A 21,564-nucleotide genomic window follows, 5' to 3' on the forward strand; every position below is an offset into this window, starting at 1 on the left:
CGCCGCGGAGGTCGTGGGCGGCCCGTCATGCCGCCGGGCTCCGGGCTCGGGTGCGGATTGCGGCGCGCGGATCCGCGCCGTTCAGCCGCGTCCTCCGGCGACGCGCAGGGCCGGCCGCGCCCGCTCGGCGCAGCGCGCGATCACGGCGTCGTAGGCCTCCAGGTAGCGCCCGGTCATGGCGGCGGCATCGTAGAGCGCCTCGGCGCGGTCGCGACAGGCCCGGCGCGACAGGCCGGCGGCCTCCCGGATCGCCACCGAGAGATCCTGCGGGTCGTCCGGGCGGGCGAGGCGGCCGCAGGACGCGTCCAGGATGTCGGGCATGGCGCCGCGCCGGAAGGCGGCGACCGGCGTGCCGCAGGCCAGGGCCTCCGCCACGACGAGGCCGAAGGGCTCCTCCCAGCGGGGCGAGACGATCGCCACGCGGGCCCGGCCGAGATGATGGGCGAGGTCCCGGTGGGAGAGATGGCCGAGATGCGTCAGGTCCGGCCCGAGACGCGGGGCGATCTCTGCGGCCCAGTAGCCGGGATTGAGCTTGGGACCCGCGAAGGTCAGCGGCAGCCCGGCGGCGCGCGCCGCGTCGATCGCGAGGTGCAGCCCCTTCTCGGGCACGATCCGGCCCGACCAGAAGGCGAAGGGCGTATCGTCGGCAGCGTGTGAGAACGCGAAGGTCGAGAGGTCCACGCCGTTGTCGACCACCTGGGCGCCGGGCACGAGATGCGCCCATTCCTGCGCCAGCGACGGGGACACCGCCAGGAAGGCCATGTCGGGGTCGGCCTGGACGACGCCGCCGACCAGGGAGTCGAAGGGCGGCGTGTGCAGCACGGTGACCCAGGGCAGGCCGAGCCGGGCGCTCTCGCGCAGCGGCAGGGCGTGCAGCGCGTTGTTGTGGACGAGATCGAAGCCTCCGGCCGCGACCATCTCCATCATGCGCCGGTAGGCGTCCTCCTCCTCCCGGTCGATCGCCTCCTCCCGCTCCGGGTCGAGGAGCGCGTCCCCGGTCGGATCGCAGAGCATGACCGGGTCGAGCGCCGGGTCGGACCCGCGGCTCGCGAACAGCGTGACGTCGTGCCCGTGCCGCTTCAGCGCGACGGTCAGGAGATGCGTGTGCATCTCCAGGCCGCCGGCGTAGGGCTGGCCGATCGGGTATTTCAGATGTGCGAGGACAGCGATCTTCACGCGCGCACCGAGTCCGGTTGGGTGGGGATTTCTGCCGCCCGCAGCGGCGCGAAAGGACTTCTTTCCGCAGCGAGGGTGGCGGGGATCATGCCGAATATTTCTTCAACAAGCGTTGCGTTGACGGGGTCCGAGCGACGACGAACGCGACGCTTGCCGGCTTCCTAAGCGCGGCGGCCTGAACCATTGATGATCGACATCCGCGGGTGACCGTTCACGCCGCGGCGCGGCACGCCTCCGGGCTGCCCCGCGGACACGCGGTCGCGGAGCCCCGATCGGCCTGTTAGGCTGCGCGGCCGCGCCGGCCGTGGCGCCGTCAGGGGAGGGGTGTCGATGGGGCTTCCGTTGGGGCTGAGCGTGTTCGCCGTGGGCTTGGCGGTGCTGGCGATCATCACCCTGGCCGCGGGCGTGAAGATCGTGCCCCAGGGCCACGTCTACACGGTGGAGCGCTTCGGCCGCTACGCCCGCAGCCTCGACGCCGGCCTGGGCCTGATCACGCCCTTCGTCGAGCGGATCGGCCGCAAGGTCAACGTGATGGAGCAGGTCATCGACGTGCCGAGCCAGCAGGCCTTCACCCGCGACAATGCCGGCGTCACCATCGACGCGGTGGTGTTCTACCAAGTGCTCGACGCGGCGCGCGCCTCCTACGAGGTCTCGAGCCTCGACCTCGCGGCCACGACCCTGACCATGACCAACATCCGCACCGTGGTCGGCTCGATGGATCTCGACCAGCTCCTCGCCCACCGCGACGAGATCAACGAGCGCCTGCTCCGGGTGATGGACGCGGCGGCCTCGCCCTGGGGCGTCAAGATCAACCGGATCGAGATCAAGGACATCGTGCTCCCGGCCGACCTCGCGGGGGCGATGGCCCGGCAGATGAAGGCCGAGCGCGAGAAGCGCGCCTCGATCTTGGAGGCGGAGGGGCAGCGCGCCGCCGAGATCCTGCGGGCCGAGGGGCGCAAGCAATCGGCGATCCTGGAGGCGGAGGGCCGGCGCGAGGCCGCGTTCCGCGACGCGGAGGCGCGGGAGCGCTCGGCCGAGGCCGAGGCGGCGGCGACCGGGATGGTCAGCCGGGCGATCGCCGAGGGCGACATCGCGGCGGCGAACTTCCTCGTGGCCGAGAAGTACGTCGACGCGGTGCGGGCGATCGCCACCGCGCCGAACCAGCGGGTCGTGGTGGTGCCGATCGAGGCGGCGGCCCTCGCCGGCACGCTCGGCGGCATCGGCGAGCTCACCCGCACGGTCTTCGGCGACGGCGCCGCCGCGCCCCGGCGCACCGGGACCCCGCCGAACGTCGCGGCGCCGCGGGCCTGACGCCGGTGACGCTCGATTCCCTCGCCGGAACCCTCGGGGCCCTCGGGGCGGCCTGGAGCTGGGTCATCGCCGGCCTCGTGCTCGCCGGTGCCGAGATCCTGCTGCCCGGCGTGTTCCTGATCTGGCTCGGCCTCGCCGCCGTCGCGACCGGCCTCGCGGCCGCGGCGCTGCCCATGCCCTGGCAGGGCCAGACCCTGCTGTTCGCCGGTCTCGCCGTCGCCTTGGTGGCGCTCGCGGCCCGCCTCCAGCACCGCGGCAGGCGGGCCGGGCCGGACCTGAACCGCGCCGACCGCGGCCTGATCGGGCGCGAGGGCGTGCTCGACGAGCCGATCGTGCGGGGCGCGGGCCGGATCCGCTTCGACGACACGCTGTGGCGGGTCGAGGGGCCCGACCTGCCCGCCGGTCGCCGGGTGCGCGTCACCGGGATCGGCGGCACGGTCCTGCGGGTGGAGGCGGCCTGAGGACCGCGCCTACCCGAACGCCCCGACCTCGTGCTGGATCATCCCCGAGATCTCCCGCACCTGATCGAACATCCGGCGGATCGGCTGGAACAGGTTGGCGTGCTCCGCCTCGTAGGTGCCGACGTCGCGCGGGCCGGCCGGCTCGCCGAAATTGAGGCCGAGCGTCGGGTCCGGCGTCACCGGGAAGATCGCGTCGAGGAGCTTCAGGCAGCCGTCGATGTCCAGCCGCAGGAAGCGCTCCAGCAGCTGCTCGCGGGAGATGCCCGCCTGCGGCCGGAAGCCCGGGATGTGCACCGCCAGGAACCAGATCCGGTGGATCAGCGCGAGGCGCAGGGCGTGGAGCAGCGTCAGCCGGGCCGACATGGCGGGCAGGTCCGGGGCGGCCGCGCTCAGGGCGAGCCAGTCCCGGGTCAGGCGTCCGAACAGGTTCCGCAGCGCGGGGGCGAGGTCGAGGCGCTCCAGCGCCCCCGAGATCACCACCAGCTCGTCCCGGCGGAAATCCTTCTGGGTGCGCCGCGCCCGCTCCAGCCACACGGCCGGGTCGAGGGTGTCGATGTAGGCCCGTAGCACGTCGAGGTCGCCGACTGAGGCGGCGTGCTGGACCAGCCGGAAGGCCCGGGAGAAGCGCACCGAATCGCGCCGCATCTCGCGGAACAGGTCGGGGCCGCGCTGGGCCGCCCGGCCGATCCCGTGGAGGGAGTTCGCCAGGAAGCCGAGCTGGTGCAGGATCGCGTTGTTGGGGATCGCCCGCATCTGGCGCGGATGGGTGATCCGCGCAGGGCCGCCATTGTCGGTCTGGCGCGCCACCGGGCGCGACCCGGTCCGGTCGATCAGACTCGGGCCGAAGGTGCCGAGGAGCGCCGCGTAGCCCGGGTCGTCGACCAGCGACTCCATGTCCTGGCGGGCTGCGGTGAAGAATTCGAGGGCGAAATCCGGCTCGGCGTAGATCGGGTCGACCTTGCCGTCGGAGGCCCTCGGTCGGTCGTTCAGGGCGTAGTCCGAGAACGAGTCCTCCTCCGTCACGTCGAGCGCGTAGACGTGCTCGGCGATGCGGGCGACGCTGGCGCGCGCCAGCGCCTCGGTGCCGTACAGCAGGTAGCCGTCGGTGCCCTGGAAGCTCGATTCGAGCCGGACGCGGATGCCGGCCTTGCGGGCCCGGTCCCGGGCATCCTCCGGGGCGAGGTAGGCGAGGCGGTCGCGCAGGGAGGTCGGATGCGCGCCGCGCCCGATCGATTCGCCGTGCGTGTCGAAGATCGCGAGCTCGACGTCGGACAGGCCGTTCTGGACCAGCATCTCGGTGATGCGCAGCCGCAGCCGCTCGATCCAGAAGGTCGCCGCGAGCTGGCCGACGTAGCGGCCCGAATCGGAGTAGCCGAACTGCACGGTGAGCCGGCCGATGCGCTTCAGGTACTGCCGCCAGTGCGGGTTGCGCAGGGCGTCGTCGAGCACCCGGATGCCCTGCTCCAGCGCGCTCGCCGTCTCGAACAGCGGCGTGATCTCGAGCTTGTCGGCGATGCCGTAGTGGCGCGCGAGCCAGAGGGCGGCGAGCAGGGTGTAGCCGGTCTCGGTCTCGGCGATGAGGAAGCGCACCGGATGGGTGCCGTCCACGTGCTTGAGGATCTGGGCGATCGTCATCATCAGCCGCGCCGCCGAGGCCCGCTCGGCCGCGAGCGCCCCGAAATCGACCGCCACCGGGCGGACGTCGTTCAGCAGCGTGTGGATCGTCGCGAGGTGCGAGCGGCGGCGGGCCGCGTCGGTGGGCTCGCCCTCCAGGTCGATCACCCGCCGCACCGCGTTGTGGATCTGGCTGGCGTTCAGCCGGAAATGCGGCAGGGCGTTCGACAGGCCGTGCGTCGCGACGCCCGCGCGCAGGACGGCGATCCGGCGCTGGTCGGCCGCGTCGTCGGCGGCCTCCAGGGCCTTGGTCAGCGCGGCGACGAGGGCGCCGGCATCGGTCTGGGCGCGCTCCCGCTCGATGATGAGGGCCAGGGCGAAGCGGTGCACCGCCTCCAGGGACGGCTGGTCGCCGAGGCGCGGCGCCACGGTGAGCTGGCGGTTCACGGCCGCCAGGGCGTTCTCCGCGAGGGCCCGGACCTCGCGGCAGGCGGGGATCTCGGGCAGGTCGCGCATCACCCGGTCGAACTGCATGCGCTTCGAGATCAGCCGGTAGCGCAGGGTGTCCCACCAGCCGATATCGGTGCGCCCGTCGGTGTCGCAGCCGACCCAGCTGGCGATGGCGAAGGGGCGGGGCGTCAGCTCGGTCCAGCGGTCGGGCCAGCGGGCGCGGGCGGCGTCGAGCAGGGCGCCGTTGAAGGCGTCGAGGGCGAGCCGGCCGTTATTGGCCGCCGCGCAGGCCTGCTCGAACTCGACATCCAGGGTGATCGGCGCGTCCGGCCGGGTCGACAGGGCCGCCGCGCGCGCGACCAGCCCTGCGCGGTCCCTGGCGTCGGGCAGGCTCGCGGCCTCGGCGAGGAGGCCCGCGACGGCTCGGGGCATGCCGAAGGTGGGGTGGGCCGTGAACACCACCGCGAAGGCGGTGCGGTGGATCAGGGCCGCGAAGGCCTCGACGCCGTCCGGCCGGTCGGGTGCCGCCGCCACGAGCCGCGCGGGGATCGCCGCCTGCGGATCCTCCGGCCCGGCATCGAGCCCGACATAGGCCCGCAGCCGTTCCGCCCGCGCCGCCAGCGCTGCGGCACGCAGGCGCACGAACAGGCCGTCCAGGTCGCCCGTCGAGATCTCGTTCCGGTCGAAGCGCCGGGTGATCGCCAGGGTCACCGCCAGGACGGGATTGCGGAACGGGTCCTCCCGGGCCTGATCCCGGGCGGCCTCGATCAGTCCGAGGAGGTGCGCCTCCAGTTCCTCGGGCTCGCGGCTCGGCTCGTGCTGCATCGGTCGGTCCCGGCTCCGGTCTGCCCGCATCTACCCGGTCCGCCGGCCCACGCAAGGAGCGTTCCGCACGTGACCCGGGACTGATCGGCTACTGACCGAGGACGTGACCGGGGACGTGACCGGGGACGTGACCGGGGACGTGACGGGGAACACAACCGCGACGCGGCGGGGCGATATCGACGATGGGATGGGGTGGCGGCGGCCTGAACCGCAGGCTAGAGCTGACCTCCTGATGGAGCGCCTGTTCATCATCCTGGCTATTCTGGTCTTCGCTGTCGCCATCGTCGCCGTGGCCGCGATGGCGGCGCGCGGCCGGCGCGAGCCCCTGCGCATGGGTTCCGAACTCGACATCGAGGACGAGGACCTCGTCCTCGGCTCGGTCGGACCGCGCAAGAGCCCGATCGACCGCAGCGCCCAGGTGCTCGACCCGCGCGTGCTCGATCTGGACGCGATCGAACTGGAGCCGATCCGCGCCCTCGACCGGACGCAGCGCGACGCGGCGCTCCGCGGAGATCCGCCGGGAGCCGGGCGATGAAGCGATGCGCGCGCGGGGTGGCCGGGCTGCTGCTCGCCGGTCCTCTCTGCCTGTCGACGATGCAGGCGACCGCCGCGCCTGCCGGCAAGCCGGCGCCGGCCGCGCCTCCCCAGGCTTCGCCCGCGCAAGTCGCGCCTGCGCCGGCCGCGGCCGCCGCGACGGCGCCGCCGGGCCAAGCCGCCCCTCAGGCGGCGAGCCCTACGCCCGCCGCCGGCCCGACCCTCGAGCAGCCCTGCGGGACGCAGGCGGCCCGCTTCGAGAGCGCCAAGGGGTTCAAGATGGTGATCACGCGGGCCGGGCAGGTCCGCACGACGAACCCGCTCAGGCCGCTCACGCCCGAGGTGAACGAGGTTCTCCAGGTCGTGATCGCCGGAAAGGTCGCCACGGCCTACGGGCCCGATTTCACCACGCTGCGGCGCGGCGGCGCCGCGTCGGGTGTCGAGGCGATGCTGGGCAGCCCGATCCACTGGGAGCCGACGCTCCCGACCTTCCCCGACCCGATCGCGATCGTCAGCGAGGAGGGGACGCCCCTGGCGCAGCTGACCTTCCGCGCCTGCGAGGCGCCGCCCGCCGTCAAGGCGCCGAAGGTGCCGAAGGCCGAGGCCCGCAAGAAGGCGCCCCGCCAGGCGGCACCGAAGGCCGCGGCCCCGAAGACGCCTCCCGGCTTCTCCATGCCCCAGGGGGCGATCGCCGAGTAGCGGCTACTTCTGCTTGGCGATGACCTTGTCCTTGATGCCGTCGTAGACGCTCTGCGGGATGATCTTCTTCGAGACGAGATCGTCCTTCCCGCGATACGGCCGTCCCTTGATGATCGCGGCCGCGCGCGCCGCGCCGATGCCGGGCAGCGCGTCGAGCTCCTCGGTGCTGGCGCTGTTGAGATCGATCAGCGCCCCCTTGGCGGCGTTCGGCGATCCGGCGACGGGCGCGCTCGGGGCGGCGGGCTTCGCGGGGGCCGTCGGTGCCGCGGTCGTCGGCGCCTGCGGCGCCTGCGCCAGGGCCGGGGTCGCGACGAGGCTCGACAGGAGGGCGAGGAGGGCGAGGGTCTTGGTGGAGGAAGCCATGGCGTTCTCCCGAGAGGCGCGGCCCGCACCGCGGTGCCGTCCGGCCAGATCTGCGCCGCTCCGCTTGAACCCGCCCTTAACGGTTGTGGTCCGGCACCCCTAGTCACGGGCCGGCGCCGGAGCTATAAGCCCGGCCTCATCCGTATCCCGCGGTGTGCGTGGCGATCCTCGATCGAGGAGCCGCCCGCGCGCCGCTTTGTCCGCGGCGTCACGAAGGATCCTGCCATGGCCGTTCCGAAGCGAAAGACCTCCCCCTCCCGCCGCGGCATGCGCCGCTCGGCCGACGCCCTCAAGGCGCCGACCTACGTCGAGGACAAGGATTCCGGCGAGCTGCGCCGTCCGCACCACATCGACCTGAAGACCGGCATGTACCGCGGCCGTCAGGTCCTGAAGGTGAAGTCGGCCGAGGCCTGAGCCTCGCGAGGGCGGCGCCTCAGGCGAGGCGCCGCGCGGCCTCCGCGTAGCGCGCGGCGGCCATCCGGGTCCGTTCCAGGCGCGACGGCAGCAGCGTCGGATCGCCCGCCATCAGCAACTGCGCGATGAAGCCGGCGCGGGGTCTCCCCGCGGCCGCGCGTTCCGCTGTCAGGGGGGCGGGCGGCTCATCGGACCGGCCCCCGTCGATCAGGGCGAGCGCCTGGACCTCCGTCCGCGCCGTCTCGGGGGAGGTGTCCGCGTCCGGGACCGGCGCGCGCCGGGTGGAGCGGACCTGTGTCGGGCCGAGACGGCTGACTGTTCCGATACGCACCATGCGCACATTCTCCGCACGTTTCCGTGCCCGTGTCGCAAAGGTGGGGCCGACGTTTACCGATCGTCAACCCTTCGTCCGGTCGGTCCGGCCGAATTACTTTTTCGCGAGCGCCTCCAGGCGCTGCTGCATCTCCAGCATCTGGCGCTTGAGATCGTCCAGCTCGCCGCCCCCGTAGGTCGCGGGCTGAGTCGCGGCCGGCGCGGTCGGCTGGGCTCCCGGCGCGGGCGGGGCGAAGCCCGTGAACATCTTCATGGCATCGCCGAAGAAGTTCATGTTGGTGCGCACCTGCTGCTCGATGGCGTTCTGGAACGCCGCCGGGCCGAAGCTCTGGGCGAACTTCTCGCGCAGGCCGTCCTGGTCCTTGGCGAAGTTCGCCATCGAGAATTCGAGGAAGCTCGGCACCATCGTGCGCATGCTGTCGCCGTAGAAGCGGATCAGCTGGCGCAGGAACGCCACCGGGAGCAGGTTCTCGGCGCCGGCCTTGTTCTCCTGCTCGAAGATGATCTGCGTCAGGACCGAGCGGGTGATGTCGTCGCCCGTGCGCGCGTCGTAGACGACGAAATCCTCGCCGTTCTGCACCATCGTGGCGAGGTCCTCCAGCGTCACGTACGTCGAGGTGCCGGTGTGATAGAGGCGCCGGTTGGCGTACTTCTTGATGACGGTCTGGGTGGCCTTGACGGTATCCGCCATCGGGAACGGCCTTTCTGGACTCGGGACCGGGGGGCGTTGCAGACGCGCGGTGCTGTCTGACGGGGGCTGTCTTCGCGCCCGCAACACGATCCTTAAAGCCTTCCCCGGGCGCAGAAAACAGCAAACTGCAGCTGTTCAACGCAGAATAATGCAGAGCGGTCGGGGCGGTCGCGCCATTTCAGTCTCGCGGTCGCGTCATCGGCGCGTTTGGCGCGTTGATCCACAACCTTGACTTCGCCCACCTCAGGCCCTTCATCCCAGGGCCGGCACAGAGCGCGCCCCGGGACGTGGAAGGCGCGCCGGCTCGCGAGAGGAGAACGTTCACATGGCAGGCAGCGAAGAGATCGTCATCGTCGGGGCGGCGCGCACGCCGGTCGGCTCGTTCGGCGGCGCCTTCGGGGCGGTGCCGGCCCACGAGCTCGGCGCGACGGCGATCAAGGCCGCCCTGGAGCGCGCCAAGGTCTCGCCCGACGAGGTGGACGAGGTGATCTTCGGCCAGGTCCTCACCGCGGGCGCCGGCCAGAACCCCGCCCGGCAGGCCGCCATCAAGGCCGGCATCCCCGAGAAGGCCACCGCCTGGGGCCTCAACCAGGTCTGCGGCTCGGGCCTGCGCACGGTCGCGATCGGCATGCAGCAGATCGCCAACGGCGACGCCAAGGTCATCGTGGCCGGCGGCCAGGAATCGATGTCGCTGTCGCCCCACGCGCAGTACCTGCGCGGCGGCCAGAAGATGGGCGACGTGAAGCTCGTCGACACCATGATCAAGGACGGGCTCTGGGACGCCTTCAACGGCTACCACATGGGCCAGACCGCCGAGAACGTCGCCCAGGCCTTCCAGCTCACCCGCGAGCAGCAGGACCAGTTCGCGACCCGCTCGCAGAACAAGGCCGAGGCCGCCCGCAAGGAGGGCCGGTTCAAGGACGAGATCGTCCCCGTCACGGTGCCGGGCAAGAAGGGCGACACGGTCGTCGACACCGACGAGTACATCCGCGACGGCGCCACCCTGGAGGCGATGGGCAAGCTGAAGCCGGCCTTCACCAAGGACGGCACCGTCACGGCCGCCAACGCCTCGGGCCTCAACGACGGCGCCGCCGCCTTGGTGCTGATGTCGGCCTCGGAGGCCGAGCGCCGCGGCCTGACCCCGCTCGCCCGGATCAAGTCCTGGGCGACCGCGGGCGTCGACCCGAAGGTGATGGGCACCGGCCCGATCCCGGCCTCGCGCAAGGCCCTGGAGAAGGCCGGCTGGAAGCCGTCCGACCTCGACCTGATCGAGGCCAACGAGGCCTTCGCGGCCCAGGCGCTGGCCGTGAACAAGGACATGGGCTGGGACGACGCGAAGGTGAACGTCAACGGCGGCGCCATCGCCATCGGCCACCCGATCGGGGCCTCGGGCGCCCGCGTCCTCGTCACCCTGCTCCACGAGATGAAGCGCCGCGACGCCAAGAAGGGCCTCGCCACGCTCTGCATCGGCGGCGGCATGGGCGTGGCGATGTGCGTCGAGCGGACCTGATCGGTCTGTCACGACAGTATCGGCCCACAACATAGACTTAAGGCCGAAGTCAGAAAAAATCGCGTGCGGACGCCATCCGCACGCGGCATCAAGTGATGCGAACAGGAGGAAACAATGGCTCAAGGACGCGTCGCCCTCGTGACGGGCGGCACCCGCGGCATCGGCGCGGCGATCTCGAAGCGGCTCAAGGACAAGGGCTACAAGGTCGCCGCCAACTACGCCGGCAACGACGAGGCGGCCAACGCCTTCAAGGCCGAGACCGGCATCCCCGTCTTCAAGTTCGACGTGGGCGATCTCGCGAGCTGCGAGGCCGGCATCAAAGCGATCGAGGCCGAGCTCGGCCCGGTGGACATCCTGGTGAACAACGCCGGCATCACCCGGGACGGTGCCTTCCACAAGATGACGTTCGAGAAGTGGCAGGCGGTCATCAAGACCAACCTCGACTCGATGTTCACCTGCACCCGTCCGCTGATCGAGGGCATGCGCAGCCGCAACTTCGGCCGCATCATCATCATCTCGTCGATTAACGGCCAGAAGGGCCAGGCCGGGCAGACCAACTACTCGGCCGCCAAGGCCGGTGTGATCGGCTTCGCCAAGGCGCTCGCGCAGGAGAGCGCCTCGAAGGGCATCACGGTCAACGTGGTGGCGCCGGGCTACATCGCCACCGAGATGGTGATGGCGGTGGCGGAGGATATCCGCAACAAGATCATCTCCACGATCCCGACCGGCCGCCTCGGCGAGGCCGACGAGATCGCCCACGCGGTCGAGTATCTGGCGAGCGACGAGGCCGGCTTCGTGAACGGCTCGACGCTGACCATCAACGGCGGCCAGCACTTCGTCTGATCGCCGCGGGCGCGCCGGTTCGACCCGGCGCGCCCGCCCTGTGGGCGAGCCGCCCCACCGCGCCGGACGCGCAACTCTCCGTCCGGTGAGCGTTCCTTCCGACACTCCGCGCGGCCGAGCCCGACGACGGCGCTCCCCGCGCCGGCCCCACCTGCCGGCGACCGTCCCGGGCCGCGCCGGTTCGGCCCACGCGCCGCGCGCGCCGCCGGCCGTGGTCGCGGGCCCGGACCATCCGACCCATCAAGCGTGACGAAAGTCCTTCCCCGCGTGCGGAATCGCGCGTCGGGCGGGATAACGGGCATTGCGGGCAGCGATCGAGCCGCCGGCCCGCGTGTTCTGAGACACGAACAATTCGAACGGCCTCGTATAGACCTCCTTCCATCGGCTCACGGATGGTCCTGCCGATAGAAATCGAGGTCCTGAGGATCATGAACAACTGGTTTCACGGTAAATTCGGCGTTCAGTTTATCGGCGCGAGCCAGAATTGTTCTTCCCGCACGACCGCGATCCGTGACGACCGCTCCGGGCTGCCCGCAATCGCGAAGCTCGGGCTCGCGGCGGCCTGTGCCCTGGGGCTGGCGGCCTGCGTCACCCCGCAGGAGCGCCACGCGCTGGATCAGAACCAGTGCTACGCTTTCGGCTTCGAGCCCGGCACCGACGGCTTCGCCGAGTGCATGATGGGGCTCCACCAGCAGCGCGCCGTCGCCCAGTCCAACAGCAACCTGTACTGGCAGGCGCAGCTCGCCGAGCAGAACCGCCGCCGCGAGGCCCAGCAGGACCTCTACAAGGTCATGAGCCTGCAGCGCACCGGCGACGCGCGGTTCCCCGTCTGCGGCGCCTCCTCGGACGGCGGCATGGATCGCCGGACCATGACTTGGTACGGCCCGAACTGCCGCGCCCGCTGATCCGGATCGAGGGAGGTTCCCATGTCCGACATGACGACGCGCGGCCCGCGCAACCCGAGCCAGATCATCTTCGTGACGGTGGCCCTGATCGGCATCGCCGTCGGGTTCGCGACCGCCAGCCTCGTGTGGTTCACGCTGGCCGTTCTCGGCTCCGCCGCGCTGACCTGCGCGGGGTACGGCCTGATCCGGCGGCGGCTCGGCTGGAAGCCGCTGAACGGCGAGTACCTGTCCAACCTCCTCTACGTGCTGAGCCCGTACTAGACGGACACCACGCATGCCCCCGCGGTCGCGCCGCGGGGCTCATCGGCGGGCGGCGCAGGTCCACGAAGACCTGGCCGCGCCGCGCACCCATCCCCCAGACCGCGCCGCCTCCGAGGCCACCATGACGCTCGCCCTCATCATCACCGGCTTCCTGATCGTGAACTTCGTGATGGCCGGCCTCTTCTCCCTCGTGGCCCTCTGGGCCGACTGAGCGGCGGCGCTAAGGAGCGCCGACGCAGTTGGCGTAGAAGGTCGTGGTCGCGGGCCAGTCGGAGAAGACCCCCAGCACGCCCACCTGACCGTGCAGGACGTCGAGCAGCCGCAGGATGTCGCCGTCGCCGGTGACCACCGGCTTGATCGACTGGTAATAGTACCCGCCGCCGCCCTTCAGGGGGCCCGAGCGCTCCAGCGACCACGCGATCAGCCCCAGCCCGGCCGCCTTGGCCTCCCGGGCGTAGGTCGAGGGCTCGATCGTCCCGTCCGGGCCGGGCCGGACCAGCATCCACAGCGGCGGCGCCAGGATCTTCACGCCCTTCCGGGCGAGCTCGGCCATGCCGGGCTGCCACGTGGCGGGCTTCTCCGGGTCGAAGCCCTTCGCGGTCTCGTCCCGGTCGTCGAGGAAGATCGCCTGGCGGCCGAATTCCGGATCCTTCTCCAACCAGTAGAGGATGTCGCGGAGCTGGAAGCTCTGCGGGTAGACGTCGGAGGCCGGGATCCCGGCCTCCCGGTACTCTTCGACCAGCTGCTGGGCGTACATGTCCTGCGTGTAGGTGCCCTGGAACGGCATCGGGACCTGGGGCGCCTTCAGCTCGGGGGTGAATTTCCGCCCCATCCCCTTCACCAGCGCGATGTACTCCTTGTGCGACATCAGCGTGCCGGTGCCGGCGTAGAGGTCGGTGCGCCAGCGCGGCGTGGCGTTCATGTAGGCCGCCACCGTGGTGGCGTCCGGGTCGGACGCGTCCATCTTCCCGTTCAGCGACTTGAATTCGTCCAGCGTCAGGTCGCTGGTGCAGCACTTGGCCGAGGCCTTCCGCCCGTTGGCCGGGTCGGCCGGCGTGAAGCCCTGCGTGCACTTCGCCGCGAGCTCGGGCCGGGCGAGGATGTCGGTGGTCGTGTGCAGGTCGCACTGGCTGTGGCGGCAGACGAGCTGGCGGTCCTTGGTGAAGGCCACGTCGCACTCGATGATCCCGGCGCCCATCCGGTACGCGGCGAGCAGGCCCTCCCGGGTGTGTTCGGGAAACATCAGCGGCGCGCCGCGGTGCGAGATCGAGAAGGTCCGGGGCGTGTAGGTCCGGTCGACGCCGCAGGCGGCGAGCCTGTCCTTGAGCGGGCCGGGCTTCAGCTGGTCGACGAGATAGAAGGGCCGGGGGCCGAGCTGGGCGGCCTCGCCGGCGAGCGCGGCGCCCGCTCCCAGAAGCAGCCCCAGCCCCAACATGATCGCACGCATCGCGAACCTCCCGTTTCAGGCCGCCGGTAGAGGGGGACGGTGACAGGGGCGTGACCCCGCACGCCCCGGCGCGCCGCCGCCATGATAGCGGCGGATCATCCGCGCGGCGTCGGCCGCCAATCGGGCGGCGCCATCTCGAAGCCGGCGAAGTCGAAGCCCGGCGAGACCGTGCAGCCGACGAGCGTCCAGGCGCCCAGGCTGGTGGCGGTCTGCCAGTGGCCGGCCGGCACGACGCATTGCGGGCGCTGCCCGGCGGCGAGGTTCGGCCCGAGATGCCGGGCCTCGGCGTCGTGCCCGTTGGGGCTCGTGGTGATCACCAGCGGCGCGCCGGCGTGCCAGTGCCAGATCTCGGTGGCGTCGACCCGGTGCCACGCCGAGACCTCGCCGAGATCGAGCAGGAAGTAGATCGCGGTGCCGACCGAACGGCCGTCGACGGTCCGTGGATCGCGGAACGTCTCGCGGTAATGGCCGCCCTCCGGATGGGGCTTCAACCCCAGAGTCGCGATCACCTCGGCTGCCGTCATGTCCAGCTCCCTGTCGGTCCCGGCCGCGCGGATCGTCCGCGGCTTGCCGGCACTTGGCACCGATGCTACCGGCCGAAAACCCGCAAGGTCCGAGAACGATGCCGAGCCCGACCGTACGTCTCCACCGCGGCGACCTGCCCGCCACCTACGACGCGGGGCGGGCGGTGGCCATCGACACCGAGACGCTCGGTCTCAACCCGCATCGGGACCGCCTCTGCGTGGTGCAGCTCTCCACCGGCGACGGCACGGCCGACGTGGTGCAGATCCCGCAGGACGGGCCGGAGCCGGTCGTGCTCAAGCGGGTCCTGGCCGATCCCGGCATCCTGAAGATCTTCCACTTCGCGCGGTTCGACGTGGCGGTCCTGTACAGGGCCCTCGGCGTGATGCCGAGCCCGGTCTACTGCACCAAGATCGCCTCGAAGCTCGCGCGCACCTACACGGATCGCCACGGGCTGAAGGACGTGGTCCGCGAGCTGGTCGGCGTCGACCTGTCGAAGCAGCAGCAATCCTCGGACTGGGGCGCCGAGACCCTGTCGCAGGCCCAGCTCGACTACGCGGCCTCGGACGTCCTCCACCTCCACGCGGCCCGGGAGCGGCTCGACGCGATGCTGGCCCGGGAGGGTCGTACCGACCTCGCGTCCGCCTGCTTCGGCTTCCTGCCGACGCGGGCGCGCCTCGACCTCGACGGCTGGCCCGAGACCGACATCTTCGCGCACACCTGATCGTCCGGCGGGGCCTGCACACTTCCTGTGCGGAGTGAGACTTTCCTGTCACCGCACCGCGATAAGTCGCTGGTAGGTTGTGGCTGCCTGGGCTTCCGAGTCCCGGCCAGGCCCTCCTCGCCGGTCGCCCACCCGATCAGGCCGGCGAGGAGGGTCCGTCGCCCTCAGGTCAGGTTCCGCGGACCCGACGGCGTGCTGATCCGGGCGGTCCAGCGCGGGCCCCGGCCGGCCACAACCTGCGGTGGAGCGACGAGGCCCAGCGCCGCGTGAAGCCCCGCGACGGCGTCGGGATCCGGATCCGTTAGGACGAGCGCCTCCAGACCGGCGCCGAGATCCGGCATCGTCGCGGCGGGATTGCCGCGCGGTCCCCACGCCATCGCGCAGGGCGCGGCACCGTCCGCCGGCCACGCCCCGCCCGGGGGCACCGCGAAGCGCCAGGACAGGTCGCCCCGGGTCATCGTCGCCGCCGCGCCGAGGAGCGCGCCGTGCGCGGCGAGGAGGCCGTCGAGATCGTCCGCGCGGGCGACGAAGCCGCGCAGCCGCCGGCCCGAATCCCAGTCGGCCCGCACCCGCGCCGCGTCGCCGAGGCCGAACCAGCGGGCGCCCGACGGCGGCGGCGCCTCCGGATCGACGGCGATCACCTCTAGGAACAGGGCGTCGCCGAGGCGCAGCAGGTGGTTGCGCGTGCCCATCTCGCGGTGGCGACCGCCCTCGGGCATGGCGAGGCCGAGGCAGTCCCGCACATGGGCCACGCCCTCCGCGAGGTCGGGCGCGACGACGACGAGGTGGTCGAGGGTGAGCATCGTTCGGGCTCCGTGTGCGCGGGCACCTATGCAGCCGGCCGCCGGGCATGCCCGGGACCGCACCGGTCCCGACCCGGTCTCGGCGCTCACGGGCTGCCTCGGGTGAGGTGGCGAGGGGTAACGTCTGAGCGTCCCCAAGAAAAAGGCCGGGGCCCCGCGAGAGGCCCCGGCCCGGAGGTGCGTGCCGGGCCGGGCCTCGTGCCCGGCCGGCTCTCACATCACAGCGAGTAGTACTGCACGAACTCGATCGGGTGCGGCGTCATCTCGTAGCGCAGCACCTCGGTCATCTTCAGCTCGATGAACGAGTCGATCTGGTCGTCCGAGAACACGCCGCCCTCCTTGAGGAAGGCCCGGTCCTTGTCGAGGCTGTTCAGGGCCTCCCGGAGCGACCCGCACACGGTCGGGATCTTCTTCAGCTCCCGCGGCGGCAGTTCGTACAGGTCCTTGTCCATGGCCGGGCCCGGGTCGATCTTGTTGCGGATGCCGTCGAGGCCGGCCATCAGCAGCGCCGAGAAGGCGAGGTAGGGGTTCGCCATCGGGTCGGGGAAGCGGACCTCGACGCGCTTGGCCTTCGGGCTCTTGGTCCACGGGATGCGGCAGGAGGCCGAGCGGTTGCGCGCCGAGTAGGCGAGCAGCACCGGCGCCTCGTAGCCCGGCACCAAGCGCTTGTACGAGTTGGTCGACGGGTTGGTGAAGGCGTTCAGCGCCTTGGCGTGCTTGATGATGCCGCCGATGTACCAGAGGCACTCCTGGGACAGGCCGGCATACTTGTCGCCCGCGAAGACCGGCTTGCCGTCCTTCCAGATCGACTGGTGGACGTGCATGCCCGAGCCGTTGTCGCCGTAGACGGGCTTGGGCATGAAGGTCGCGGACTTGCCGTAGCTCTGCGCGACGTTGTGGATGCAGTACTTGTAGATCTGCATGTGGTCGGCGAGCAGGGTCAGCGTGTCGAACTTCATGCCGAGCTCGTGCTGGGCCGAGGCCACCTCGTGGTGGTGCTTCTCGACCTTCACGCCCATGGACTGCATGGCCGCGAGCATCTCGCCGCGCATGTCCTGCGCCGAGTCCTGCGGCGGCACCGGGAAGTAGCCGCCCTTGGTCTGGACCCGGTGGCCGAGGTTGCCGCCCTCGTAATCGGTGAAGCCGTTGGTCGGCAATTCGGTGGAGTCGAGCTCGAAGCCCGTGCGGTACGGGTCGGCGCCGAACTTCACGTCGTCGAACACGAAGAACTCGGCCTCGGGGCCGACGTAGATCGTGTCGCCGATGCCGGTCTGCTGCAGGTAGGCCTCGGCGCGCTTGGCGGTGCCGCGCGGGTCACGGCCGTAGGGCTCGCCGGTGGCCGGCTCCAGCACGTCGCAGACGATCGACATGGTCGCGGCCGAGAAGAACGGGTCCAGCGTGGCGGTGACGGGATCCGGCATCAGCAGCATGTCGGACTCGTTGATCGCCTTCCATCCGGCGATCGAGGAGCCGTCGAACATGGTGCCCTCGTCGAAGATCTCCTCGTCGATGAGCGACACGTCGAACGTGACGTGCTGCCACTTGCCGCGCGGGTCGGTGAACCGGAAGTCCACGTAACGCACGTCGTTGTCCCGGATCGTCTTCAGCACCTCGGCCGCAGTCGTCATCGTGGGCATCCTCCAGGGATCTCTGAATCGGCTCTCGTGGCGCACCCGCACGCGGTCGCGCGCCGGCAAGCGGCGCTTGATATCCGGCGCGGGCGTGCCTTGCCACCCGCCGGACAGCGGAATCGGCCGACGGATGAGACGATCGGCCCGTTCGCGCACCCGATCTCGTAACCGTGATCGGCAGCTCCGTTTCTAGGGCACCGTTGTTCTCCGGCAATGGCCTTCCTGGCACGATCCATGCAATTGCGGCCGCAGCCGTCGACGAGGCGGCAAGCCGTTCGCGTCTTCCCGGGTTGCCCAGGTCGCGCATCGATACGGACGAGAGAACCGGAATGACCAAATACAAGCTCGAGTACATATGGCTCGACGGGTACACGCCGACCCCGAACCTCCGCGGTAAGACGCAGATCAAGGAATTCGACAGCTTCCCGACCCTCGAGCAGCTCCCGATGTGGGGCTTCGACGGCTCGTCCACCAAGCAGGCCGAGGGCGGCAGCTCCGACTGCATGCTGAAGCCCGTGCGCCACTTCCCCGACCCGGCCCGCAAGAACGGCGTGCTGGTGATGTGCGAAGTGATGATGCCGGACGGCGTGACCCCGCACGAGTCCAACAAGCGCGCCACCATCTTGGACGATGCCGGCGCCTGGTTCGGCTTCGAGCAGGAGTACTTCCTGTACAAGGACGGCCGCCCGCTCGGCTTCCCGGCCTCCGGCTACCCGGCGCCGCAGGGCCCGTACTACACCGGCGTCGGCTACTCGAACGTCGGCGACGTCGCCCGCAAGATCGTCGAGGAGCACCTCGACCTCTGCCTCGACGCCGGCATCAACCACGAGGGCATCAACGCCGAGGTGGCCAAGGGCCAGTGGGAGTTCCAGATCTTCGGCAAGGGCTCCAAGAAGGCCGCCGACGAGATGTGGATGGCCCGCTACCTCCTGCAGCGCCTCTGCGAGAAGTACGGCATCGACGTCGAGTACCACTGCAAGCCGCTCGGCGACACCGACTGGAACGGGTCGGGCATGCACTGCAACTTCTCGACTGCGTTCATGCGCGAGCACGGCGGCAAGGCCTACTTCGAGAAGCTCATGGAGGCGTTCAAGAACGCCCGCGAGGAGCACATCGCCGTCTACGGTCCGGACAACCACATGCGCCTGACCGGCAAGCACGAGACCGCCTCGATCCACGAGTTCTCGTACGGCGTGGCCGACCGCGGCGCCTCGATCCGCGTGCCGCACTCCTTCGTGAACAACGGCTACAAGGGCTACTTGGAGGACCGCCGTCCGAACTCGCAGGGCGACCCCTACCAGATCGCCTCGCAGGTGCTGAAGACGATCGCTTCCGTGCCGACCGAGGCCGCTGCAGCCGCGTAAGACGCGGAGCTTCGACAGACGATACGAAGCCGGGCCCTCGGGTCCGGCTTCGCCGTTTCCGGGGTAACGGGCTTCCGATCTACCACGTCCTCGGGGTTGGAGCGCGGCGCAGGCCTCGACGGAGGCCTCCGGGGATCGCGCGGACCGTCGGGCGCCCTCTCGAGGCCCGCTGGCGCGGGCACGTCAGGATGAGTGGGTCGGGTGAGGGAGCCCGTCGGGCCCGCTCGACGGCCGCAGGGGCACCATCGCTCCCGAATTACCTCCACCTCAGGGCCGCCGCGGGCGCTCGTCCTCGCGGATGGCGGCCTCGTGGTACCACGCGCCCCCGCCGAAGCTCGGCACGGGCGAAGGCTTCGCCTCCGGAGCCGCCCGGGCGGTCTCGCGCGCGCGTCGGAACGCGGACAGATCGTAGATCTTGGCGGTCTCGCGCGGGTCCGTGGCGGCCATCGCACTTCCTCCTGCATCCGGTTCGAGCGGCCGGTCGGGCCGGTCGTTCCCGATGATGTGGGGTGCGGGAAGCGGCGCTCCAGGGCCGGAGGCGCCGATGCCGGACATTCGCGCAGTGCGAAATCTTAGGCAGTGTCGCGCGGTGCGCGGCCGCCGGCGGTCCTGGACCGCGGGCGGGCTCGGGTCAGATCGCGTCCGTGCCGGTCTCGCCTGTGCGGATGCGGATCGCCTCCTCGATCGTCGAGACGAAGATCTTGCCGTCGCCGATGCGCCCGGTCTGGGCCGACTTGCGGATCGCCTCCACGGCGCCCTCGACCAGGGCGTCCGACAGGACGATCTCGAGCTTCACCTTGGGCAGGAAGTCGACCACGTACTCGGCGCCCCGGTAGAGCTCCGTGTGGCCCTTCTGACGGCCGAAACCCTTCGCCTCGATGACGGTGATGCCCTGGAGGCCGACCTCCTGGAGCGCCTCCTTCACCTCGTCGAGCTTGAAAGGCTTGATGATCGCTTCGATCTTCTTCATGCCGCTCGGGCCTGCGCTGCGGTGCCTGGCATTTCTAACATCCTCGTGACGCCTTCGCCACGCCGTTTTCGCGGCGTGTCCGACCATAGTGCCTATTTGCTGTGCGATGCACGCACATCCTTAGAGCGCTTCACCGGAATCTGGCGCGATTTTAGTCAGGGCTGATCGGTGCACGGGCAGAGGCGGAGACGGATATGCGGTTGCTGACGGTTGCGGCAATGAGGCGGGTCGATGCCGCGGCAATCGAGGGCGGCGTGCCGGGCCTGACGCTGATGGAGGCGGCCGGGGCCGCTGTGGCCGGGCGCGCCCGGGCGAGGCTCCCGGCCGGTGGCCGCGTCGTCGTCCTGTGCGGGCCGGGCAACAACGGCGGCGACGGCTTCGTGGCCGCGCGCCTGCTGGCCGAAGCCGGCTACGCGGTCGAACTCCTCTGCCTCGGCGCGGTGTCGGCGCTGACGGGGGACGCCGCGCTCGCGGCCGCGGCCTGGACGGGGCCGGTGCACCCGGCCGAGGGCGGCGCGCTGCCGTCCGGCGACCTCGTGATCGACGCCCTGTTCGGCGCCGGCCTGTCGCGCGACCTCGACGGCGCCGCCCGCGCGCTCGTCGAGGCGGTGAACGAGGCCGGGATGCCGGTGCTCGCCGTCGACGTGCCGAGCGGGGTCGACGGCGATACCGGCGCGGTGCGCGGCGCCGCCATCCGGGCAGTGGAGACCGTGACCTTCGTGACCTTCAAGCCCGGGCACCTGCTCCAGCCTGGGCGGGGCCTGTGCGGCCAGCTCAGCCTCGCCGATATCGGGACCGGCCCGGCGGCGCTGGAGGCGGGCCTGGCCGCCCGCGCGCCCCTCGACCGGAACGGGCCCGACCTGTGGGGCCGGGACTTCCCGCGCCTCACCGGCGCGAGCCACAAGTACACCCGCGGCCACGCCCTGGTCCTGTCCGGGCCGGCCACCAAGACCGGCGCCGCCCGGCTCGCCGCCCGCGGCGCCCTGCGGGTCGGGGCCGGGCTCGTCACCGTCGCGTCCCCGACCGCCGCGCTGCCCGAGAACGCCGCCCACCTCACGGCGATCATGCTGCGGCCCTGCGAGAGCGCCGACGACCTCGACGACCTGCTCACCGACGAGCGGCTGAACGTGATCCTGGCCGGACCCGGGCTCGGCACCGGCGAGCCGACCCGGGAGCGCGTGGCCGTCGCGGCCGCGGCCGGGCGCGGCCTCGTCCTCGACGCCGACGCGCTGACGAGCTTCGCCGGCAAGGCGCCGCTGCTCGCCGCCCATCTCGCCGACGGGGACGCGCGGGCCGTGCTGACCCCGCATGCCGGCGAGTTCGCGCGGCTCTTCGACGGGACGGACGCGATGGCCGAGGGCGCCGACAAGGTCGCCCGGGCCCGCGCGGCGGCCGCGCTCACCGGTGCCGTGGTAGTCTTCAAGGGGGCCGACACGGTGATCGCGGCCCCCGACGGCCGTGCGGCCATCAACGACCACGGCAGCCCCTATCTCGGGACGGGCGGGTCCGGGGACGTGCTCGGCGGCCTGATCGCCGGCCTGCTCGCGCAGGGCATGGAGCCCTTCGCGGCCGCCGCGGCCGGCGTCTGGCTCCACGGGGATGCGGGCCTGCGCCACGGGCCGGGCCTGATCGCCGAGGACATCCCCGAGTTGATGCCGGCGGTCCTGCGCGACCTCGTCGCGTCGACCGGGGGCTGACACGGCGGCCGACCGC

Annotated in this window: 23 protein-coding genes; 12 read left to right on the forward strand and 11 right to left on the reverse strand. The window is 71.4% G+C overall.

The genetic code is table 11. From position 1 onward, the window contains the following. Positions 1-81 precede the first annotated feature (81 nt). The gene (locus tag LXM90_RS05380; RefSeq protein WP_020090784.1) at positions 82-1,176 is read right to left on the reverse strand and encodes a glycosyltransferase family 4 protein; all 1,095 of its coding nucleotides are present in this window, start codon (positions 1,174-1,176) and stop codon (positions 82-84) included. A gap of 330 nt (positions 1,177-1,506) precedes the next feature. Between LXM90_RS05380 and LXM90_RS05385 the strand changes: the two genes are divergently transcribed. Continuing rightward, positions 1,507-2,487 carry an SPFH domain-containing protein gene (locus tag LXM90_RS05385; protein WP_056531508.1) on the forward strand — a complete coding sequence of 327 codons (981 nt, stop codon included), beginning with the start codon at positions 1,507-1,509 and terminating at the stop codon, positions 2,485-2,487. 5 nt (positions 2,488-2,492) lie between these two features. Next, complete coding sequence (locus LXM90_RS05390) at positions 2,493-2,948, forward strand: NfeD family protein (RefSeq protein WP_056531510.1); 456 nt, start codon at positions 2,493-2,495, stop codon at positions 2,946-2,948. Between the two features lie 9 nt (positions 2,949-2,957). Here the strand turns inward: LXM90_RS05390 and LXM90_RS05395 are convergent, their stop codons facing one another. Then, positions 2,958-5,837 (reverse strand): phosphoenolpyruvate carboxylase, encoded by a 2,880-nt coding sequence (locus LXM90_RS05395; protein ID WP_234081962.1) that lies wholly within the window; start codon positions 5,835-5,837, stop codon positions 2,958-2,960. Between the two features lie 232 nt (positions 5,838-6,069). On the opposite strand from LXM90_RS05395, the gene LXM90_RS05400 reads away from it, so the two are divergent. Together LXM90_RS05400 and LXM90_RS05405 are read left to right on the forward strand one after the other, a co-directional pair. Next, positions 6,070-6,372, forward strand: a complete 303-nt coding sequence (locus LXM90_RS05400; protein ID WP_056531515.1) for a hypothetical protein — start codon at positions 6,070-6,072, stop codon at positions 6,370-6,372. Further along, positions 6,369-7,070: a hypothetical protein gene (locus LXM90_RS05405; RefSeq protein WP_234081963.1), complete on the forward strand. Its 702-nt coding sequence runs from the start codon at positions 6,369-6,371 to the stop codon at positions 7,068-7,070. The genes LXM90_RS05400 and LXM90_RS05405 overlap by 4 nt, the downstream gene beginning before the upstream one ends. A gap of 3 nt (positions 7,071-7,073) precedes the next feature. On the opposite strand, the gene LXM90_RS05410 is transcribed toward LXM90_RS05405, so the two are convergent. Next, on the reverse strand, positions 7,074-7,433 hold the full coding sequence (locus tag LXM90_RS05410; RefSeq protein ID WP_234081965.1) for a helix-hairpin-helix domain-containing protein: 360 nt from the start codon (positions 7,431-7,433) through the stop codon (positions 7,074-7,076). A 225-nt stretch (positions 7,434-7,658) separates the two neighbouring features. Here LXM90_RS05410 and rpmF point away from each other — a divergent pair, with 225 nt between their 5' ends. Then, positions 7,659-7,847 carry a 50S ribosomal protein L32 gene (gene rpmF / locus LXM90_RS05415; protein WP_003601373.1) on the forward strand — a complete coding sequence of 63 codons (189 nt, stop codon included), beginning with the start codon at positions 7,659-7,661 and terminating at the stop codon, positions 7,845-7,847. Positions 7,848-7,866: 19 nt separating this feature from the next. On the opposite strand, the gene LXM90_RS05420 is transcribed toward rpmF, so the two are convergent. Next, a complete protein-coding gene (locus tag LXM90_RS05420; RefSeq protein WP_234081967.1) occupies positions 7,867-8,181 on the reverse strand; it encodes a hypothetical protein in 315 nt (104 codons plus the stop codon). A gap of 93 nt (positions 8,182-8,274) precedes the next feature. Then, positions 8,275-8,871 carry a polyhydroxyalkanoate synthesis repressor PhaR gene (phaR, locus tag LXM90_RS05425; protein WP_056531522.1) on the reverse strand — a complete coding sequence of 199 codons (597 nt, stop codon included), beginning with the start codon at positions 8,869-8,871 and terminating at the stop codon, positions 8,275-8,277. A gap of 325 nt (positions 8,872-9,196) precedes the next feature. Between phaR and LXM90_RS05430 the strand changes: the two genes are divergently transcribed. The 4 genes from LXM90_RS05430 to LXM90_RS05445 all read left to right on the forward strand — a co-directional run bounded on the left by LXM90_RS05430 (position 9,197) and on the right by LXM90_RS05445 (position 12,390). After that, entirely contained in the window at positions 9,197-10,381 is a 1,185-nt protein-coding gene (locus LXM90_RS05430) for an acetyl-CoA C-acetyltransferase (RefSeq protein ID WP_056531524.1), read from the forward strand. A 114-nt stretch (positions 10,382-10,495) separates the two neighbouring features. After that, a complete protein-coding gene (gene phbB / locus LXM90_RS05435) occupies positions 10,496-11,224 on the forward strand; it encodes an acetoacetyl-CoA reductase (RefSeq protein WP_020090774.1) in 729 nt (242 codons plus the stop codon). Positions 11,225-11,652: 428 nt separating this feature from the next. Continuing rightward, the gene (locus tag LXM90_RS05440; RefSeq protein WP_234081968.1) at positions 11,653-12,129 is read left to right on the forward strand and encodes a hypothetical protein; all 477 of its coding nucleotides are present in this window, start codon (positions 11,653-11,655) and stop codon (positions 12,127-12,129) included. Positions 12,130-12,150: 21 nt separating this feature from the next. Then, entirely contained in the window at positions 12,151-12,390 is a 240-nt protein-coding gene (locus LXM90_RS05445) for a hypothetical protein (protein ID WP_234081969.1), read from the forward strand. Positions 12,391-12,610: 220 nt separating this feature from the next. Here LXM90_RS05445 and LXM90_RS05450 read toward each other — a convergent pair whose 3' ends face one another. Both LXM90_RS05450 and LXM90_RS05455 read right to left on the reverse strand, forming a co-directional pair. Next, positions 12,611-13,837 carry a glycerophosphodiester phosphodiesterase family protein gene (locus LXM90_RS05450; protein WP_234081970.1) on the reverse strand — a complete coding sequence of 409 codons (1,227 nt, stop codon included), beginning with the start codon at positions 13,835-13,837 and terminating at the stop codon, positions 12,611-12,613. A gap of 95 nt (positions 13,838-13,932) precedes the next feature. Further along, complete coding sequence (locus LXM90_RS05455; protein WP_234081971.1) at positions 13,933-14,361, reverse strand: cupin domain-containing protein; 429 nt, start codon at positions 14,359-14,361, stop codon at positions 13,933-13,935. Positions 14,362-14,459: 98 nt separating this feature from the next. On the opposite strand from LXM90_RS05455, the gene LXM90_RS05460 reads away from it, so the two are divergent. Continuing rightward, the gene (locus LXM90_RS05460; protein ID WP_020090768.1) at positions 14,460-15,083 is read left to right on the forward strand and encodes a ribonuclease D; all 624 of its coding nucleotides are present in this window, start codon (positions 14,460-14,462) and stop codon (positions 15,081-15,083) included. Positions 15,084-15,247: 164 nt separating this feature from the next. On the opposite strand, the gene LXM90_RS05465 is transcribed toward LXM90_RS05460, so the two are convergent. After that, positions 15,248-15,886 (reverse strand): VOC family protein, encoded by a 639-nt coding sequence (locus tag LXM90_RS05465; RefSeq protein WP_042672157.1) that lies wholly within the window; start codon positions 15,884-15,886, stop codon positions 15,248-15,250. A 218-nt stretch (positions 15,887-16,104) separates the two neighbouring features. Next, entirely contained in the window at positions 16,105-17,514 is a 1,410-nt protein-coding gene (gene glnA / locus LXM90_RS05470; protein ID WP_012322030.1) for a type I glutamate--ammonia ligase, read from the reverse strand. Between the two features lie 332 nt (positions 17,515-17,846). On the opposite strand from glnA, the gene LXM90_RS05475 reads away from it, so the two are divergent. Beyond that, on the forward strand, positions 17,847-18,881 hold the full coding sequence (locus LXM90_RS05475) for a glutamine synthetase beta-grasp domain-containing protein (protein ID WP_012322031.1): 1,035 nt from the start codon (positions 17,847-17,849) through the stop codon (positions 18,879-18,881). 267 nt (positions 18,882-19,148) lie between these two features. Here LXM90_RS05475 and LXM90_RS05480 read toward each other — a convergent pair whose 3' ends face one another. Together LXM90_RS05480 and LXM90_RS05485 are read right to left on the reverse strand one after the other, a co-directional pair. Next, a complete protein-coding gene (locus tag LXM90_RS05480; RefSeq protein WP_103984682.1) occupies positions 19,149-19,328 on the reverse strand; it encodes a DUF2735 domain-containing protein in 180 nt (59 codons plus the stop codon). A gap of 184 nt (positions 19,329-19,512) precedes the next feature. Further along, positions 19,513-19,851 carry a P-II family nitrogen regulator gene (locus LXM90_RS05485; protein ID WP_003600526.1) on the reverse strand — a complete coding sequence of 113 codons (339 nt, stop codon included), beginning with the start codon at positions 19,849-19,851 and terminating at the stop codon, positions 19,513-19,515. 194 nt (positions 19,852-20,045) lie between these two features. On the opposite strand from LXM90_RS05485, the gene LXM90_RS05490 reads away from it, so the two are divergent. Further along, positions 20,046-21,548: an NAD(P)H-hydrate dehydratase gene (locus LXM90_RS05490; RefSeq protein WP_234081974.1), complete on the forward strand. Its 1,503-nt coding sequence runs from the start codon at positions 20,046-20,048 to the stop codon at positions 21,546-21,548. Positions 21,549-21,564 lie beyond the last annotated feature (16 nt).

It is taken from the genome of Methylobacterium oryzae (assembly GCF_021398735.1).
GTDB lineage: Bacteria > Pseudomonadota > Alphaproteobacteria > Rhizobiales > Beijerinckiaceae > Methylobacterium.

Bases quoted from the DNA above. Each gene is read 5' to 3' on its own strand.
- LXM90_RS05440 (WP_234081968.1), top strand. From the start codon at position 11,653: ATGAACAACTGGTTTCACGGTAAATTCGGCGTTCAGTTTATCGGCGCG.
- LXM90_RS05465 (WP_042672157.1), bottom strand. From the start codon at position 15,886: ATGCTCACCCTCGACCACCTCGTCGTCGTCGCGCCCGACCTCGCGGAG.
- LXM90_RS05485 (WP_003600526.1), bottom strand. From the start codon at position 19,851: ATGAAGAAGATCGAAGCGATCATCAAGCCTTTCAAGCTCGACGAGGTG.
- LXM90_RS05445 (WP_234081969.1), top strand. From the start codon at position 12,151: ATGTCCGACATGACGACGCGCGGCCCGCGCAACCCGAGCCAGATCATC.
- LXM90_RS05385 (WP_056531508.1), top strand. From the start codon at position 1,507: ATGGGGCTTCCGTTGGGGCTGAGCGTGTTCGCCGTGGGCTTGGCGGTG.
- LXM90_RS05490 (WP_234081974.1), top strand. From the start codon at position 20,046: ATGCGGTTGCTGACGGTTGCGGCAATGAGGCGGGTCGATGCCGCGGCA.
- LXM90_RS05395 (WP_234081962.1), bottom strand. From the start codon at position 5,837: ATGCAGCACGAGCCGAGCCGCGAGCCCGAGGAACTGGAGGCGCACCTC.
- LXM90_RS05450 (WP_234081970.1), bottom strand. From the start codon at position 13,837: ATGCGTGCGATCATGTTGGGGCTGGGGCTGCTTCTGGGAGCGGGCGCC.
- LXM90_RS05430 (WP_056531524.1), top strand. From the start codon at position 9,197: ATGGCAGGCAGCGAAGAGATCGTCATCGTCGGGGCGGCGCGCACGCCG.
- phaR (WP_056531522.1), bottom strand. From the start codon at position 8,871: ATGGCGGATACCGTCAAGGCCACCCAGACCGTCATCAAGAAGTACGCC.
- LXM90_RS05475 (WP_012322031.1), top strand. From the start codon at position 17,847: ATGACCAAATACAAGCTCGAGTACATATGGCTCGACGGGTACACGCCG.
- LXM90_RS05455 (WP_234081971.1), bottom strand. From the start codon at position 14,361: ATGACGGCAGCCGAGGTGATCGCGACTCTGGGGTTGAAGCCCCATCCG.
- rpmF (WP_003601373.1), top strand. From the start codon at position 7,659: ATGGCCGTTCCGAAGCGAAAGACCTCCCCCTCCCGCCGCGGCATGCGC.
- LXM90_RS05400 (WP_056531515.1), top strand. From the start codon at position 6,070: ATGGAGCGCCTGTTCATCATCCTGGCTATTCTGGTCTTCGCTGTCGCC.
- LXM90_RS05480 (WP_103984682.1), bottom strand. From the start codon at position 19,328: ATGGCCGCCACGGACCCGCGCGAGACCGCCAAGATCTACGATCTGTCC.
- LXM90_RS05410 (WP_234081965.1), bottom strand. From the start codon at position 7,433: ATGGCTTCCTCCACCAAGACCCTCGCCCTCCTCGCCCTCCTGTCGAGC.
- LXM90_RS05405 (WP_234081963.1), top strand. From the start codon at position 6,369: ATGAAGCGATGCGCGCGCGGGGTGGCCGGGCTGCTGCTCGCCGGTCCT.
- LXM90_RS05420 (WP_234081967.1), bottom strand. From the start codon at position 8,181: ATGGTGCGTATCGGAACAGTCAGCCGTCTCGGCCCGACACAGGTCCGC.
- phbB (WP_020090774.1), top strand. From the start codon at position 10,496: ATGGCTCAAGGACGCGTCGCCCTCGTGACGGGCGGCACCCGCGGCATC.
- LXM90_RS05460 (WP_020090768.1), top strand. From the start codon at position 14,460: ATGCCGAGCCCGACCGTACGTCTCCACCGCGGCGACCTGCCCGCCACC.
- glnA (WP_012322030.1), bottom strand. From the start codon at position 17,514: ATGACGACTGCGGCCGAGGTGCTGAAGACGATCCGGGACAACGACGTG.